This window comes from Mycoplasma todarodis, from assembly GCF_004335995.1.
GTDB lineage: Bacteria > Bacillota_I > Bacilli_A > Mycoplasmatales > Metamycoplasmataceae > Mycoplasma_K > Mycoplasma_K todarodis.
Genome location: NZ_PSZP01000042.1, coordinates 1 through 16,408 on the forward strand (window position 1 = coordinate 1; position 16,408 = coordinate 16,408).

General features: G+C 30.6%; 20 protein-coding genes and 1 other RNA gene. 18 read left to right on the top strand and 3 right to left on the bottom strand.

All coding sequences use genetic code 4. The annotated features are described in order from the left end of the window. Positions 1-64: 64 nt before the first annotated feature. The 5 genes from infC to C4B25_RS03995 are packed head-to-tail and all read left to right on the top strand — an operon-like array spanning position 65 to position 3,028. A complete protein-coding gene (infC, locus tag C4B25_RS04920) occupies positions 65-724 on the top strand; it encodes a translation initiation factor IF-3 (protein ID WP_131613776.1) in 660 nt (219 codons plus the stop codon). Positions 725-734: 10 nt separating this feature from the next. Further along, positions 735-1,091 carry a 50S ribosomal protein L20 gene (gene rplT, locus C4B25_RS03980; protein ID WP_131613777.1) on the top strand — a complete coding sequence of 119 codons (357 nt, stop codon included), beginning with the start codon at positions 735-737 and terminating at the stop codon, positions 1,089-1,091. Positions 1,092-1,111: 20 nt separating this feature from the next. Further along, positions 1,112-1,594 (top strand): dUTP diphosphatase, encoded by a 483-nt coding sequence (locus C4B25_RS03985; RefSeq protein WP_131613779.1) that lies wholly within the window; start codon positions 1,112-1,114, stop codon positions 1,592-1,594. A 34-nt stretch (positions 1,595-1,628) separates the two neighbouring features. Beyond that, positions 1,629-2,324 (top strand): M48 family metallopeptidase, encoded by a 696-nt coding sequence (locus C4B25_RS03990; RefSeq protein WP_131613781.1) that lies wholly within the window; start codon positions 1,629-1,631, stop codon positions 2,322-2,324. Positions 2,325-2,335: 11 nt separating this feature from the next. Beyond that, a complete protein-coding gene (locus tag C4B25_RS03995) occupies positions 2,336-3,028 on the top strand; it encodes a TrmH family RNA methyltransferase (protein ID WP_131613783.1) in 693 nt (230 codons plus the stop codon). A 32-nt stretch (positions 3,029-3,060) separates the two neighbouring features. On the opposite strand, the gene C4B25_RS04000 is transcribed toward C4B25_RS03995, so the two are convergent. Then, the gene (locus tag C4B25_RS04000) at positions 3,061-3,978 is read right to left on the bottom strand and encodes a Cof-type HAD-IIB family hydrolase (RefSeq protein WP_131613785.1); all 918 of its coding nucleotides are present in this window, start codon (positions 3,976-3,978) and stop codon (positions 3,061-3,063) included. A gap of 193 nt (positions 3,979-4,171) precedes the next feature. Between C4B25_RS04000 and upp the strand changes: the two genes are divergently transcribed. The 6 genes from upp to C4B25_RS04030 all read left to right on the top strand — a co-directional run bounded on the left by upp (position 4,172) and on the right by C4B25_RS04030 (position 8,587). Then, complete coding sequence (gene upp / locus C4B25_RS04005; protein ID WP_131613787.1) at positions 4,172-4,795, top strand: uracil phosphoribosyltransferase; 624 nt, start codon at positions 4,172-4,174, stop codon at positions 4,793-4,795. 35 nt (positions 4,796-4,830) lie between these two features. Then, a complete protein-coding gene (locus C4B25_RS04010; RefSeq protein WP_131613789.1) occupies positions 4,831-5,235 on the top strand; it encodes a hypothetical protein in 405 nt (134 codons plus the stop codon). Next, entirely contained in the window at positions 5,228-5,878 is a 651-nt protein-coding gene (gene cmk / locus C4B25_RS04015; RefSeq protein WP_131613791.1) for a (d)CMP kinase, read from the top strand. Before C4B25_RS04010 ends, cmk begins: the two co-directional genes overlap by 8 nt. Positions 5,879-5,889: 11 nt before the next feature. After that, complete coding sequence (gene der / locus C4B25_RS04020; protein ID WP_131613792.1) at positions 5,890-7,200, top strand: ribosome biogenesis GTPase Der; 1,311 nt, start codon at positions 5,890-5,892, stop codon at positions 7,198-7,200. After that, positions 7,193-8,191, top strand: coding sequence for an NAD(P)H-dependent glycerol-3-phosphate dehydrogenase (locus C4B25_RS04025; protein ID WP_131613794.1), 999 nt, complete (start codon positions 7,193-7,195; stop codon positions 8,189-8,191). Before der ends, C4B25_RS04025 begins: the two co-directional genes overlap by 8 nt. Before the next feature lie 123 nt (positions 8,192-8,314). Continuing rightward, entirely contained in the window at positions 8,315-8,587 is a 273-nt protein-coding gene (locus C4B25_RS04030) for an HU family DNA-binding protein (RefSeq protein ID WP_131613796.1), read from the top strand. 41 nt (positions 8,588-8,628) lie between these two features. Here C4B25_RS04030 and recU read toward each other — a convergent pair whose 3' ends face one another. Beyond that, a complete protein-coding gene (gene recU / locus C4B25_RS04035) occupies positions 8,629-9,108 on the bottom strand; it encodes a Holliday junction resolvase RecU (protein WP_131613798.1) in 480 nt (159 codons plus the stop codon). 99 nt (positions 9,109-9,207) lie between these two features. Here recU and C4B25_RS04040 point away from each other — a divergent pair, with 99 nt between their 5' ends. From C4B25_RS04040 to C4B25_RS04070, 7 genes are all read left to right on the top strand, one after another. Continuing rightward, positions 9,208-9,531, top strand: a complete 324-nt coding sequence (locus C4B25_RS04040) for a DivIVA domain-containing protein (RefSeq protein ID WP_131613800.1) — start codon at positions 9,208-9,210, stop codon at positions 9,529-9,531. 25 nt (positions 9,532-9,556) lie between these two features. Continuing rightward, positions 9,557-9,804: RNase P RNA component class B (gene rnpB, locus C4B25_RS04045), an RNA gene on the top strand. Between the two features lie 80 nt (positions 9,805-9,884). Further along, positions 9,885-10,376, top strand: coding sequence for an MHJ_0274 family protein (locus C4B25_RS04050; protein ID WP_131613801.1), 492 nt, complete (start codon positions 9,885-9,887; stop codon positions 10,374-10,376). Then, the gene (pgsA, locus tag C4B25_RS04055; RefSeq protein WP_131613803.1) at positions 10,376-10,987 is read left to right on the top strand and encodes a CDP-diacylglycerol--glycerol-3-phosphate 3-phosphatidyltransferase; all 612 of its coding nucleotides are present in this window, start codon (positions 10,376-10,378) and stop codon (positions 10,985-10,987) included. Before C4B25_RS04050 ends, pgsA begins: the two co-directional genes overlap by 1 nt. Positions 10,988-11,056: 69 nt before the next feature. After that, positions 11,057-13,153, top strand: a complete 2,097-nt coding sequence (locus C4B25_RS04060; RefSeq protein WP_131613804.1) for an alpha-amylase family glycosyl hydrolase — start codon at positions 11,057-11,059, stop codon at positions 13,151-13,153. 166 nt (positions 13,154-13,319) lie between these two features. Continuing rightward, complete coding sequence (rplJ, locus tag C4B25_RS04065; RefSeq protein WP_246004297.1) at positions 13,320-13,865, top strand: 50S ribosomal protein L10; 546 nt, start codon at positions 13,320-13,322, stop codon at positions 13,863-13,865. Between the two features lies 1 nt (position 13,866). Then, complete coding sequence (locus tag C4B25_RS04070; protein ID WP_472793369.1) at positions 13,867-14,193, top strand: ribosomal protein bL12; 327 nt, start codon at positions 13,867-13,869, stop codon at positions 14,191-14,193. 80 nt (positions 14,194-14,273) lie between these two features. Here C4B25_RS04070 and C4B25_RS04075 read toward each other — a convergent pair whose 3' ends face one another. Next, a complete protein-coding gene (locus tag C4B25_RS04075; RefSeq protein WP_131613808.1) occupies positions 14,274-15,866 on the bottom strand; it encodes an APC family permease in 1,593 nt (530 codons plus the stop codon). Positions 15,867-16,408: the final 542 nt, after the last annotated feature.

Sequence of the window (16,408 nt, forward strand, 5' to 3'; positions counted from 1 at the left end):
TTTACAATAGAAGGAGCTTATTATCGCTAGAATTCATAATAGAAAAAAACCTAAAGCAGAGCATTTAGTAAATAGAGACATACCCTTTCCTAAGGTATTTGTCATCGGTAACGATGGTGAAAAATTAGGAGTTATGCCAACAAGGGCAGCAATTGAAAAGGCTAAGGAACAAGGATTTGATTTAGTTATCATCTCACCAAACCCTAAACAGCCTGTAGCAAAAATCCTTGACTACGGAAAGTTCAAATATGAACGTAAGAAGAAAAGGAAAGAAGCTAAAGCTAACCAAGTTGTTACAAACAATAGGGAAGTAAGATTAACACCAATGATTGGTGACCACGATCTTAAAGTTAAAGCTAAAAAAGCAAAAGAATTTATTCTTGCTGGAGATAGAGTTAAAGTTTCTCTTAAATTTAGAGGACGTGAAATGGCTCGTCAAGAGCTTGGACACGAAACTCTTAAAAGATTCTTTGCAGAAGTTGAAGATGTTGCAATGATTACAAAGCAACCTCAACTAAACTCTAGGTTCTTAGATATGTATATTCAAAGGGATAACAAGGCTGTAACAAAGCGTATTAAAGTGACAGGTACTGGAAAAGTTAAAAGAGGTCAAGCATATAGATCTCACCTTGCACAAAATAAATCAACAAAACAAAAAAGGCAATCTCGTAAGTCTGATCTTATGTCAAAAGGTGACATGAAAAGACTTAAGGGATTGTACTAGGAGGTAACTAATGGCTAGAGTTAAAGGCGGAACAGTTACAAGAGCAAGAAGAAAAAGATGACTAAAACTTGCTAAAGGGTACTGAGGACACAAATCAATCGGTTTCAAAGTTGCTAAGCAACAAGTTGTTAAATCATGAACATATGCGTTCAGAGATAGAAAACAAGTTAAAAGAAACTTTAGAAAATTATGAATTGCGCGTATTAACGCAGCAGTTAGACCAATGGGACTAACTTACTCAAGATTCATCAATGGACTTAAAAAAGCTGATATTACAGTTAACAGAAAAATGTTATCAGAACTTGCAATCCACCAACCAGAAACATTTAAACTGATTGTTGAAGAAGCTAAAGCAGCATTAAAATAATTTTTATGTAAAATGTTTATATGGACTTTACAAGAATACTAAATATGCAATCCGAGCTTGATAGAAACATAGAAGAAGCTCATGGGGTTGAAAATGAAGATTTAACAAATAGAAAGCTTGTTGCACTAATTGTCGAAATTGGAGAATTCGCAAATGAAATCAGGCCTTTCAAATATTGAAAGAAAACTATGGATATTAATGAAGATCACATTAAAGAAGAGTTTGTTGATGGGATTCACTTCTTTCTTTCATTAACATTGAAAGCTGGAGGTAGCCCAGTTGTTGATCCAATTATTGTTTCAGAAGATCAAAATATTCAATTATCAACACTATTTGAAGAAACATCAAAACTTAATTCAAAATTTACAAAAGAACAATTAGCTAAAGCATTTGGTATCTATATGGGTATGGGTAAATTAGCTGGTTTAGAAGAAACTGAAATTGAAAAATTCTATATTGAAAAAAATAGAGTTAACTATGAAAGAGTTTTAAACGGATACTAAGAAAATTAGTGTCTTTTTTCTTTATAATTATTTAATGGAAACCTTAACTTACTACTTCGATAGAAAAATATTCAAAATAGACATCAAAAGAACAAACAATAAAAATATGTACTTGAAGATGGATGGAGCAAAAGTAGTGTGCTCTGCGCCTAAAAACCTAACTTTAGTGGAAATTAAGGTATTTGTAGACCAACATGCCCTTAAATTTTATGAACATTCAAAGAAAGTTAAGGTAAATGAATTGTATTCATTAAAAGAAGATTTTATTTTTCTTTTTGGGAAGAAGTATAAAATTATCAGGTTATCTGGGTTTTCAAGGACAAAAATAGAAATTATGGATAATAAAATTTATATTAAAGCTCCAGATAATTCTGATGATAGGACTGAGAAAAACATAAAGAAAATTTTAAAGGAACAAACAACAAAATACATAAAGAAAAAACAAATGTATTTTGAAAAAATTATGGAAGTACCGCCACACACCAATAAATTTGTTTACAAAACAAGTACATGAGGATCGAATTACGTTAATGAGAAAAGAATTATTTTTTCTACAAAATTAGCTCATTATAGAGAAAGTGTTATCAATTATGTTATTGTTCATGAGTTAGCACATAATAAAGAACCAAATCATTCAGTTAATTTTTGAGCTGAAGTGGAAAAGTTCGTACCAAATTGAAAAGAACTAAGAAAGGAACTACGAGCCGACAGTAAAATGTTGGATGAGTAGAGGTAAGTAAAATGAGAGAAATGATAAAATCACTTGAAAATTCAAGAGTAAAACAATGAGCGAGATTATTAACTAAAAAAGGAAGAATGAATTCAGGGTTATTTTTAGTTGAAGGTCACAATATTGTTAATGAAGCAACAGCAACCGGCAATGTTGTTGAATATATTACAACAGACCCACAAATTGAGGGGATTTTAGTTTCTGAAACCGTTATGAAAAAGATAACTGGGGCTGTAACTCCACAAAGTATCGTTGCTGTTTGTAGAAAACCATCTGAACGGGAATTAGGGAACAAGGTTTTGGTTCTTAGAAATGTTCAAGATCCAGGAAATGTTGGAACACTAATAAGAACAGCAAAAGCATTTAATTTCACTGATGTAATAGTTCAAGGTGCTGATCCCTTCTCTGATAAATCATTAAGATCATCTCAAGGGGCAATATTTAAAATAAATTTAATTCATACTAAAGAAGCTTTAAACTTCTTAAATGATCACACAATTATCGCATCATTACTTGATAAAGAAGCAAAAGCTTATAATGAAGTTGAAATTCCTGAAAGATTTGCACTTATTATGGGTAATGAAGGTCAAGGTATTGACCAAACAATGATTGATAAGTCTGACATGAAAGTATACATACCAATAGAATTTGAATCTCTTAATGTAGCTATTGCTGGCGGAATCTTGATGAATGAATATAAATAAAAAAAAGAACATGTGTTCTTTTTTTTATTTTATTAATGAGAAGGAGTAATTTTTTCTTTACGTTCAAATTTTCTTTTTCTAATTTTAGCAAATCTAGCAACTTCTTTTTCTGTGTTGTCAAGGAAGTGGTTGATGAAATGACCAACACCACCTTCTTTATTAGTTTTCTTTGTAACGACTAACGCTTCTTTTTGAATATCTTTTGAAGAGTTTGCCATAGCAACACCAATACCAGCAACACCAAACATTGAAACATCATTATAACCATCACCAAATGCAACAACATTATCAATATCAACATCATAGTATCTTGAAAGTAATGAAATTACTTTAGATTTTTGAACACCAACTCCAGTAATATCAAAGACTGGTGTTAATCCTTCACCTTTTGATCATGAAGAGAACTCAGCTAAATCACCGTATTTTCTTGTTAGGTAATCTTTTAGTTCGGGTACATTAACACCCTCTTTTGTATCAAAGATGATACCTGTTGGTTTTAATGGTAATTTTTCAATATCAATACCAATTCTTAATTTTGATGCTGTATTAAAACCAAATACTCTAGCTAAATCTTTGTCTTCTTTTTCAAGTTGAACTCAACCTGGACCTTCAATAGCTAAGTTTGATTTTGCGGCTTTAAGTTTTTCATCTCCAAGGATATACATGATTTCATTTAAGTTTAAGTAGTTAATGTAGTGGTTAAAGTCATAATCTGATGGATTGTGGATATGAGCACCATTATAGTTTCCTACGATTGTGTCTAATCCTAATTTTTCATAAGTGCTTTTTGTTGCTCTTCAAGGTCTACCAGTAATAATACATACTATGTGGCCTTCATCTCTCGCTCTTTGAATTGCTTCAATTGTTAATTCGTGAATTGCGCCATTAGCTGAATCTGCAAGTAGAGTTCCATCTAAGTCAATCGCGAATAAAAAAGTTTCTTTTTTCATACTTCCTCCTGTTTCTTATATGTATTTTATCAAAAAAATAGCTTTTAAGTATTTTATGCAATTAAAAACAACTTTTTATAAATAAGAAATATTATCTTTTATTAGTGAAAAAAATAAAATAAATTGGGTTTTTTATAATCAAGAAACTTATCTTAGTGTAAAATTATAAAAAGACATTAAATGGAGGTCTAAAATGGTAAAAGTATTATCGCATCCGCTTATTGAGCAAAAATTAACAAAAATGAGATCTAAGGAATGTTCATCATTACAATTTAGAAAGAATTTAAATCAAATTGCTTCATTGATGACATATGAAATCTTAATGGATTACGAGATGAAACCTAGAACAGTAACAACACCTACAGGAGCAGTTGCAGAAGGTTGTGATTTCGACAAAGAAATCGTTATAGTTCCTATCCTAAGAGCTGGACTTGGTATGGTTCAAGGAATTGAAGAGTTAGTGCCGCAAGCAAGAATAGGTCATATTGGTATGTATCGTGATGAAGATACATTTGAAGCTGTTGAGTATTTCTACAAAATGCCTGCAGTTCCTAAAGATTCAAGAATGCTTGTGGTTGACCCTATGTTAGCAACAGGTGTTTCAGCTGCTGATGCAATTTCACAACTTAAAAAAGATGGATTCACAAATATCACACTTGTTTGTTTAGTTGGGGTTCAAGAAGGTGTGGATAGAATTCAAGAAGAACACCCAGATGTTAAGATATTCTTAGCAGCTAAAGATCCTGTTCTTAATGATAAAAAATACATTATGCCTGGACTTGGTGATGCCGGAGATAGAATATTCGGTACTAAATAGATACATAAATGTATCTTTTTTTATATAATTTTTATATGAAAACACAAATGACTCGTATGGAAAAATGAAAAAATGAAAAATTAAACATACTTACTACACGATTATTAGAAGCATTTCCTGAATACAAATTTAAGTATCCTTATGAAAAAGATAAAGAATTAAGTGAAATTAATTTGAACAATACTGATGGTCCTGAATTGTTTTCTATCGAAAAGGCATCAAGTATTATTGAAGAAATCAATTCAAATGAATCTAATGAAATGCAATCATTGCAATATATAGAATCTTTTGATTTCTCATCAGGAGAACTTGATAATGCTATAGCTGAAGTTAAAGTTGGTAAAGTTGCAAAAGTAAAATATATAGATATAGATAAAGAAACACATGCAGATATGAAATTTAAATATGTTTCATTACCAAAAGGAGAGAAAAATGAATAAAAAAAATATTGCGATTGATGGGCCAGCAAGCTCAGGTAAATCAACCGTAGCAAAGATAGTAGCAAAAGAATTAGGTTACATCTACATTAACACTGGATTAATGTATAGAACAGTTGCATACAATGCCATTCAAAACGGAATTGATTTACAAGATGAAAAAGCTGTTTCTGAATCTTTCGTTTCTGGAATGATAAAACTTCTTCCAAATGAAGTGGTTGAACTTAATGGGAAGAAATTAATTAATGAGTTACGTGATGACATTATTTCAAATGGAGCATCAACAGTAGCAAGATACGAAAGTGTTAGAGCTAAATGTGTCTCAGAACAACAAAAGATGGCTGAAGAAAAAGGTGTAGTTATGGATGGGAGAGATATTACTTCTATTGTTCTACCAAATGCTGAAGTTAAAGTATTTATGTGAGCATCTCCAGAAGAGAGAGCAAACAGAAGAGTTAAACAAAATAATGAATTAGGTTATTCTACAGATTTCGATAAAATTTTAAAAGAAATTAATGATAGAGATTACCAGGATATGAACAGAGAGATAGGTCCTTTAGTGCAAGTTGAAGATGCTGTCAAGTTAGACACTACTGATTATTCAATAGAACAAGTTGTTGAAGAAATAATCAAGTTAGTTAAGTAAAAGGAGCAATTATGCATAAAAATTTAGTAGCAATAGTAGGTAGACCCAACGTTGGTAAATCTACATTAGTAAACAAACTGATAGGAAAAAGATCATCTATCGTTCACGATGAAGAAGGTGTAACAAGGGATAGACTTTACTATGATGTTGAATGATCAGGTAATAAATTTGAAATTATTGACACTGGTGGTATTTCTATTGAAGGTAAACCATTCCAAGAACAAATAAAGATACAAGCACAAATCGCAATTGAAGAAGCTGACGTTATTGCAATGGTTGTTGATGGTGTTGATGGATTAAACCCCGATGATGAATTTATTATTTCATTATTGAGAAAATCAGGTAAGAATGTTTTAATTCTTGCAAACAAATTAGAAGGAAATAGAGAAATGGATTATTCAATTTATTCTTCTGGTTTTGATGTATTTCCAGTTTCAGCAATTCATGGTGAAGGTATTGGTGATGTTTTAGATAAAATCTCTTCATACCTTGACTTTAGTAATGCAGTGGCAGATGATTACAGAAAACTTGCAATTATCGGTAAACCAAATGCTGGTAAATCTTCATTATTAAACTCACTTTCAAACAAAGAAAGAGCTATCGTTTCACCGATTGCTGGGACAACAAGAGACTCAGTTAAAGCTGATATCGATATTAATGAACATCCATTCCGTGTTGTTGACACAGCTGGAATCAGTAAAAAATCAAAACTTATTGAATCTGTTGATCACTATGCTCTTGGTAGAGCTAAAGCTTCTCTTGCGGAATCTGACTTAACTTTATTAGTTATTGATGCAACTAAGGAACTTTCACATTTCGATGCTCGTATTGCTGGATATGCAATGGAAAAAATGAAACCAATTATCTTAGTAATAAATAAATGAGACTTAATTGATAAAAATACAAACACAATGCATGAATATGAAAAAATCGTTAGAAAAGAATTTAAATTCCTTTCATGAGCACCAGTTGTATTTATTTCAGCTATCAACTCATCTAGATTGGATAGATTGAAAGATACAATTATAAGAGTTGATGAGAACTTAACAAAAAGAATCAAAACAGCATTACTTAATGAAATGCTTCTGGATATTCAAATGATGCAACCTGCACCATCATTTAATGGTGGTAGATTCCATGTTTCATTTGTTAAACAAGTTGAAGCTCCAATTCCAACATTCGTTCTATTTGGGAACAATAAAAACTACGCTCACTTTACATACATGAGATATATAGAGAATCAATTTAGAGAATACTTTGGTTTCGAAGGGACTCCTATTAAACTTATCGTTAAGAATAAAAAAGGAGGGTTCAATGAATAAGAAAATTACAATTATTGGTTCTGGAGCTTTAGGTACATCATTAGCTAAAGTATTAGTTGATGCTGGACACACTAATATCGTTGTGTATGGTATCGACGAACAAGAACTTAAAGAACTTGAAAATGGTAAAAATACCAAATATTTCCCTGAGACAATTAAACTTCCAAAATTAAAAACTGAAAGTAATTTAAAAATTGCTATTTCAAATGCATCTTATATTGTGACAGCAGTACCATCTTTTACTATGAAGGGTGTTATTGAAGAAATTCAAGAAAAAATGGATTCGGAAGCATTATTAATAAATGGTTCAAAAGGATTTTATCCAGAATCTTCACTTTCATTGCACGAAGGTATGACATTAGCAACAAATGAAAACAAAAATATAAGAGGTGTTGTTTCTTTAATTGGTCCTTCACATGCTGAAGAAATCGTTAAAGAAGCTCCAACAACTATATGTGCAGTTGATGTTAATGAAAAATTAGCTGAAGAAGTACAAGAGTTATTTAAAACAACTTATTTCCGTGTTTATGTCCAAACAGATGTAAAAGGTGCGGAAGTTGGCGCTGCATACAAAAATGTATTAGCAATCGCAGCAGGGATGATTGTTGAAGAAGGTATGGGTATCAATACCATCGCTGGATTATTAACTAGAGGATTAAATGAAATGTTGATCTTTGCAAAAGCTATTGGCGGAAAAGAAAAAACAGTTATTGGTCTAACAGGTGTTGGTGATTTAATTGTTACGGCTATGTCAGATCATTCTAGAAATAGACAATTCGGTAGAAGTTTCGTAAGAGATGGAGCTGAAAAAGCATTGGGAACTAACAAAACTGTTGAAGGGTTAGTTGCTTTAAAGAATATATATAAAATTGGTAAAGAAAACAATTTAGAATTACCACTTGCTTATTCACTATATGCAATCATTTTTGAAGGTGCTAAATTAGTGGATTTACAACAAAGATTTTGAAATAGAGATTTAAAAGCTGAATAATTAGTTCCAAGAGGAACTTTTTTTATTTAAAATTATTTATTTAAAAAACCTAAAAGTTGCTCTATGAGTGTATAATTGTATTGTCAAATAAAAAATCATTGACTATATACTTAAAGGAAAAAAATGAACAAAGCAGAACTAATTGAAAACATTTCAACAAAATCAGGTTTAACAAAAGCCGACGCTGAGAGAGCGCTTAATGCGTTCATTGAATCAGTAACAATGTCAGTTAAAGAAGGAAACAAAGTTACTATTGCAGGTCTAGGAACATTCGAAAGAGTTTCAAGAGCAGCTAGAACTGGAATTAACCCTCAAACAAAAGAAACAATTGAAATTGCAGCTAAAAACGCTCCAAAATTCAAACCAGCTAAAGCATTTAAAGAACTTGTAGCTTAATTGAAATTAAAAAGAAGTCACCTTCTTTTTTTTCGCCGTTTTTACAAGTGTGCTAAAAAGTCTAATATCCCTGGAAAAACAAGGTCTAATTCTATTCCGTGTTCATTGGCATCATCTAAAGAAAATGATTTTTTACGTAGATTCTCAATGGTATCTACATAAATCATGAAATATTTATCATATGTTTTGAAGGAAAAAATATAAAAAGCTATACCCCCATGATTTTGAACATCATTTAAATATTTACGTTGGTGATGTTTTATATTTGATAAAGGTAAAGATTTTTGATTTGTACTTTTTGCTTCAAAGGCTATGAATTTCCCTTTAAATACACCGTAATAATCAGAGGTTGATTTTGATTTTATGAAAGCATTATCCAATCTAATGTTCTTTCCATTCTTTATAACTTTGCCAAATGAAATTGGTATTTCTTTTTTGTGGAAAAGTGCAACATTGTTTTTTCGGTATAAATTAATAGTTGTATTTAATATTGATTCTAATAACATTCCTCTATTTTTCATTATCGCCTCCTAACTAATATGTAAAATCAAAAACAAATTTTAAAAAGAAAGCAAGATTATAGAGTTAATAAAATTTATAAATACCTTTATAATATTCTTATGGCAAAATTAAATTTAAAATCAGAACTTGTATTAAATAAAAAATTCTCAACAGAACTTTCAGGATATAACGCAAAGGAAGTTGATGAATATTTAGATGAGATCCTTCAAGATTACAGAACGTTCGAGGAGTTAGTTGCAACTCAAAAAGCAACATTAGCAGAAAAAACTAGCCTATTAGGGGATAGGGATGAAAAAATTGAACAATTAGAATTAGAGATTGAAACATTAAAATCACAATTAGTTAGAACTGAAGAAGGTACTAATTCAAGTCTTAAAAAAGAAATCGAAGAAATAAAAAGACAAATGTCTAAAATGAGATAAGTCATATATAATAATAGAGCACTGGTTAACTGCTGCAAACTTGATTTGTAGAGGAAAGTCCGCGCTGGTACAACCTGCGATGGTTGTAGTGATCGTGTCAGCACCAATAAGGCTGAGCTTAGACGTCAGGGAAAAACTCTCGTAGTTTGAACCTAAAGTGCCACAGAGACGAGAAGGGGCGACCCGGAAATGAAACGCGGTAAACACCACGAACCAGAAACCCAAATTATGGTAGGGGAACGCCCGCAAGGGAACAGAACGCGGCTTATAAGTGTATAAAGGGGTCTTGCCCCTTTATTTTTATTCTTTTTTTGATACAATTTAGTTAATGCATTTAAAAACAGGAGGTTATTATGAATAGTGCTGTAATGTGAGGTATATTAGGTGGTTTAATCGCTATAGTTATTGGTTTTTTAGTGATTTCAGCTATATTAGATAGAAAAAAACGTAAGAAAGCTAAAGCTGAACAAGCGGAAATTGACAAGATTAAAAATTCTGCGATTGGTAATTTAGCAATAATGGTAAATTTAGTAGTTGAAAAAAATGATAAGAAACTTGAAGAGTTTGTTCCATCAGTTGGTAAATTAAAAATGTCAGATATTAATAATTTGGCAAAAGAAGAATTTAAAAGAGTTGAAACAATTAATTGATTCCAATATCTTAAAGAAGAAGATATTCTTATGGAAAACTTTTATGCGATAGCTAAAGAGAAATCAAATAATTGACCAAAGAAAAATCAAGAACAAATTAAGTATTTTAAAGAACTTGAAGAATCTCTTGAAAAAGAAAAATATAAAGAATTCAAAAGAATTCAAAAATCACGTCTAACAAGGAAGTATAAATAATGACAACGGCAAACAAATTTACGATTGCTAGATTAATAATGGTCATTCCCTTTATAGCTATGATGTCTGCAGTAGCTTATTTAACAAAATTCTCTAATCAATCATTGAGTTTTAAAAATATGAATGCTGCAACAACAATATTTGCTGTTTCAGGAGCTTTATTTGCAATAGCAATGATTACAGATTTTATAGATGGTTATATCGCAAGAAAAACAAACACAGTTACAACCTTTGGGAAATTATTTGATCCTCTTGCTGATAAATTTATGACAACATCTGCATTAATTTCTTTTGCAGTATTGGATATTGTTCCGGTTTGAGTTGTTGTAATATTCGTTTTAAGAGATGTCTTAGTGGATGGTTCAAGAAATATTGCTGCCAAGAACAACCTAAATGTTGCAGCTAATATGTGAGGAAAAATGAAAACGGTTTTCCAATCAATCGCAATTATATTATTATTCATTCTTTGACCGGTTTGTATTAAATGTCAAGATCAAACAAGTATTACATTCTATACATTAAATACAGTAACATTTGTAGCACTTGTTTTATCAGTTGTTTCAGGAGTTATTTATTTCAAACAAATTAAACATGTAATCAAATTAAAATAGTGCCAATTGGCCTATTTTTTATTTTTTTATAATATAATTAGGGCACAAACAAAGGGAGAACTACTAATTATGAGCAAAAAAATATTTTTTTATGAGGTTGAACCAAAATTTTTCATGGATTCAACAGGGAATGGATGTGGAGATTTAAAAGGTTTAGCTAAGAAATTTGATTACTTTAAATATCTTGGTGTTGATATGATTAATTTACCAAACTTACTTTCTGCATATTCTGATGATACAGATCAAAGTTTTGAATCTGTTGCAAAAACTTATGGTTCAATTGATAATTTGAAAGAAGTTGTTTCTTTGAGTAAAAAACACGGAATCAAAATATCGGTAGAAATAAATATAGGAACTATCAAAGATACACACAAATGATTTAAGAATGCAAGTAATCAAGAATTTACTTTTAAAGATATTGTTGATTTTAAACCAAGCATTAACGAAGAAATTAATGAAGGTAAATACCAATACGATGACAAAACAAAATCTTATTACTTAGTTAATGAAAGAACACAAGAAGTTGTTCTTAATTGAACAAGTGAAGAAACAGTTAAGAAATTTATTGAAGTTGTTAGATTTTGAAATGACCTTGGTATTGATGGATTTGTATTCACTAACTTTGAACAAATTAATTACGGTTCAACAGATGGTGAATTAATGACAGATGAAACATTAAGACAATTACGTAACTTTTATAATTCAATTAAAGAAATCGATGAAAATATTATCGTTATTGGTAAGTCAAGTAAATTAGATGAATGAGCTGCTAAAGATTATACTATTGGTGAAAAACAAGTATTTGATTACACACAATTAACTTCAATCTCTTTACTAGGAACTTCGAAACAATTCGGTAATGATAAAATTGGTAAGTTCACACAAGGTTCACTTGTTAAGAAAATTTCTAGATTGGTTGACACAAATAGGAATATCCTAACATTTGGTTCTTCTGAAGTTGGGCGTATAACTTCAAGATGAGGTGATGAAAATCAATATCATGCAGAGTCTGCAAAAGCAATAGCAATGTTATTACTAACAACTAGCGGGTCATCTTCAATTTATTATGGAGATGAACTTGGTATGAAAAATATTGGATTAACTTTATTAGATGACTTCCAAGATCAAACAATCCATGAAAGAAAAAGAGCTTTAGCTAATCAAAAAGTTTCTGAAAAAGAATTTATGGCTGCGCAAGTTTTACAAAACCCAATAAATGCAAGAGCATTAATGGCATGAAACAACGATAAGAATGGTGGATTCTCAAATTCAACAGAAACGGTAACACCTGTTTCTAATAGTTACAAACAAATAAATGTTGAAACACAATTTTCTAATAAATATTCACCACTTCTTTTTAATAAGGAACTAATTTCTTTATCAAAAACTTCAGAATATAAAGAAATATTCAATAGAGGTTCATATAAAATCTCTTCTCAAAAGTTAGGATTAGGAGTTATCCATATTATTAGGAAACATAATGAACAAGAAATTCATATGTTGATTAACTTCTCAAATAAAGAAAAGAACATCACTACTCATAAGATGGGTGGAAAAGTATTACTTTCTACATATGGTCAAAAAAGATATTCAGAATTACCAAAATCTTTACTTCCATTTGAGGGTATTATAATTGTTCCAGGTGAAGAAGAAAATGAATCACCTCAAACTGAAGAGGTTATTAACAAAGAAGTGAAAGTAACTGATATTCCTTCGCAAGAAAAAATGATAGTTGAACCTAAAGAAGAAGTTCAAGAAGAAGTTCAAGTTACTGAACAACCAATTATCGATAAAGAAGTGGAAGAAATTAAACCTTCAGAACCGATTGATAATAGGACACCAGAAGAAAAAGAACGTGATCGTCAAAGAGAAGCTCAATTAGCGACACAAAAACTGATTGAACAAGCTCAGAAGGAACAACGTGAAGAATTAGAAAGAAAAAGTCAACTTAGAAAAGAAGAGTTTGCACGTAAACAAGAAGAAGAACGCAAACAAGCGCAACTCGCAAAAGAAAAAACAAATGAATTAAAAGTTGTCTTAAATGATGAAAATACTGCTGAAGATATCGAAGAGGAGATCATTCTTAAAGATATGACAACAGTTCAAGATTCTCATATAGTTAAAAAAGATGAAGAGAAAGAAACAGATAAGTATTTATTAAAATAAAAAACAAAATTACGGACACAAACCGTGATTTTTTTTGCTATAATAATTACGCCATACATAAAGACCGCAACAGGCAAAAGCCTTAATAAGTTGCCGAGTGTATTCTCGAGTGGGTCTTTGCACCCATTTTTTTATTTGTATGAGCAGAACAAAAAGAGGAGGTTTCATGAAAGTTAAAGAAATTTCAGAAAAAATTTCTCAATCAGCAGGACTTGTTGTTGCTGAATACCACGGACTTACAGTTACTGAACTGCAAGAACTTAGAAACCTTTCAGCTGAAAAAGATGTTGAATTAAAAGTTTATAAAAACAGAATTTTCAAAATCGCAGCTAAAGAAAACGGTATCGAAGCAATTAACACAGAACTTGTGGGACCAAACATCTTCGCTTTCGGGAAATCAGATGATATCTCACCAGCTAAAGTTTTAGCAGAGTTTGCAAAAACACACGACGCTCTTAAACTAAAAGCCGGAACATACGAAGGTAAAGTTATCGGTCTAGAAGAAGTATTACAAGTTGCTACTCTTCCTTCATTAGAAGAGGCACTTACAATGCTTGCAACATCAATGATGGCTCCACTGAAATACATTTCAGTTGGAATGAACACATTGGTAGAAGATGGCCTAATTGGTACATCAGAAGCAGCCGCACCAGCAGCTGAAGAAGTTAAAACAGAAGAAAAAACAGAAGAAACAAAAGAGGAGGCTAAATAATATGGCTAAACTAACAAAAGAATCATTTATTGAATCACTTAAAGAAATGAACATCAAAGAAGTTATGGAACTTGTTGATGCAATGAAAGAAGAATTCGGGATCGACCCAACTGCAGTTGCAGTAGCAGCAGGACCTGCAGTAGCAGCAGAAGAAAAAACAGAATTTAACGTTACACTAAAATCATTCGGTGGAAACAAAGTTGCTGTTATTAAAGCAGTTAAAGAAATTACAGGAGCAGGACTAATGGAAGAAAGAAGAAGCTGAAACTATGAAAGCATCATTAGAAGCAGCTGGAGCTGAAGTAGAACTTGCTTAATTACTAGTTAATTATCTTAATAATCCTTCGGGGTTATTTTTTTTACTTTCTTTACTAGAAAATAAACATTAAACAAAGAAAAAAAGAACCATTATAGGTTCTTATCTTGTTTGGTTAACTTCTTACTTGTTTCTTTTAATTCGGGCTTTATATGCCCTCTTTTTATTTGTATTTTGTATATTGTGATAGGAAGAGCTATGAAAGTAATTAAAGTTATAAAGAATATTATGGCTGCTTGATAATTTAATATTTTTGCAGAACCATGGAATACACCGTAATGAGTTGCTCCTGTTGGATTTGTTATAACTAATCATAATGAAGCGTAAAATATTTCATAACCAATAGAAAGTGTAATTCCGATGATTGATATAAATGCCAACGGATAGAACAATCAAGGGTTGATATTTTTAGTTTCAACTCTTTGTTTTTCAAATTTTTCAATGTGTATCTTTTTATTTTTGAAAGAAAACTTTTTAATTCTAAGTCTATTCAACATTTGACTTATTATCAATACCGTATATAGTATAAAGAAGAATAATACTGGGTAATTAGAAGAAGCATCAATTATAGAATCTGAATTCATAACTATAGCGGGTATTCCAATTATGATAACCATAATCATATAGATCATTAATGTATAAGTGAAACCATATAATTTAGGCATTTTATTTTTAAATGTTTTAGAACCCAATAAAAGATTCTCTTCAATTGCTGCTTCTGTAGATCTAACTTGAGACATTATGAATCCATTACATACCCCTAATGCTGCAATAGCGATAAATATATTGAGTAATCTTGCTATAATCATCTTCGCTTTTGTAGAGCTTACTATAGAGGATAATAATTCCGAAGGATTAGATTGACCTGTTATTAATTGAGCTAATGTAATCATTAAGTATAAAACAAGCACTCCTGACATACCAATGATAATTCCAAGAGGAACATTTCTTTTTGGATTTTCAATATCAGTTGCAATGTTTGTAACATGGATGAATCCATCGAATGCAAATAATGCAGCTGGTAAGATCATTATTAATGCTGAGAATGAGAAGGCCGAAACATGTGGGGATGATAATCCATCAGCTGTTTTTCAATGACCACTTGTAAATACACTACCATCATGTATTCCGTTGATGCCTGTTAAACCAACAATAGCAACTATAACAAGGGGTATAAACTTTAAGATAACTGATATGTTCTGAATTATACCGATTGCTTTAGTTGAAATGATTGTAAGTGTTCAGAAGAATAAGTAAATACTTGCTGATAGAAGTATTACAAATCCCATATGCACACCAGTACTAATTTTAATAGTGTTAGGTAATACTGCTTGAAGAAATGCTTCGGAAGCATAACAAGTCAAGGCAAATATTAATAAACTATGATAAAAAGTTGGTTCTACGATTTTACATAATTTACCAAATTTTTTACCAACAAGCTTATAAATATAATTTGATAAACCTGCTTTACCATGAACACCTGTACCAATTTCTGAAAAGGCAAGTGCTGCACCTAATGCGATAAGACCTGCAAATATTCAAGCCAATAGAATCACAACTCCATTACCTCCAGCACTATTGAATATAGGGATATTTTTAAAGAAAATACCAATACCAACAATTGAACCAATGATAAGTGAAATTGCAGTCCAAAGTCCAAATTTTTTAGCTTTTTTCTGCGACATTTCTTCTCCTTTTATTTCTTATTTTTTTACTTTATATATGAGGTTGTATTAATTAACGGAAAATAACTGAAAATAATTAACCTAAAATATTCTATATGAATAATACCACAAAGACATATTTTAAAGATTAGAACAAACCTTTATGGAGGTTATTTTTTTCATTTTTTAAAATTTACATTATCTGCTGAATATGTGGAAAAATAATTGAAAAAAGTATTTTATTAATAGTTATCAACATTATTAAAAAAACAAGTTAATAAAAAAATAAGAATATTCTTTTTCAAAATATGTGAAATTTGTTTTTGAGTTCGTGATAGTTGACGTTACGGAAAATATCTAAAAAATAAACTAATTGGTACAAAAACATGAATTTATTGAACTTTTTCAGTGGTAACAATAAGGGCTGAAATAATGAAAAAAATACATTGCTTTGAAGTGAATTATGTTATACTTTATAGGCATATTGTAAATATGGTAGATTCTTCACTTAAAAAGAAGAACTAAAACGAAAGAGGCAAAATGGCAGAACTTAAATATCAATT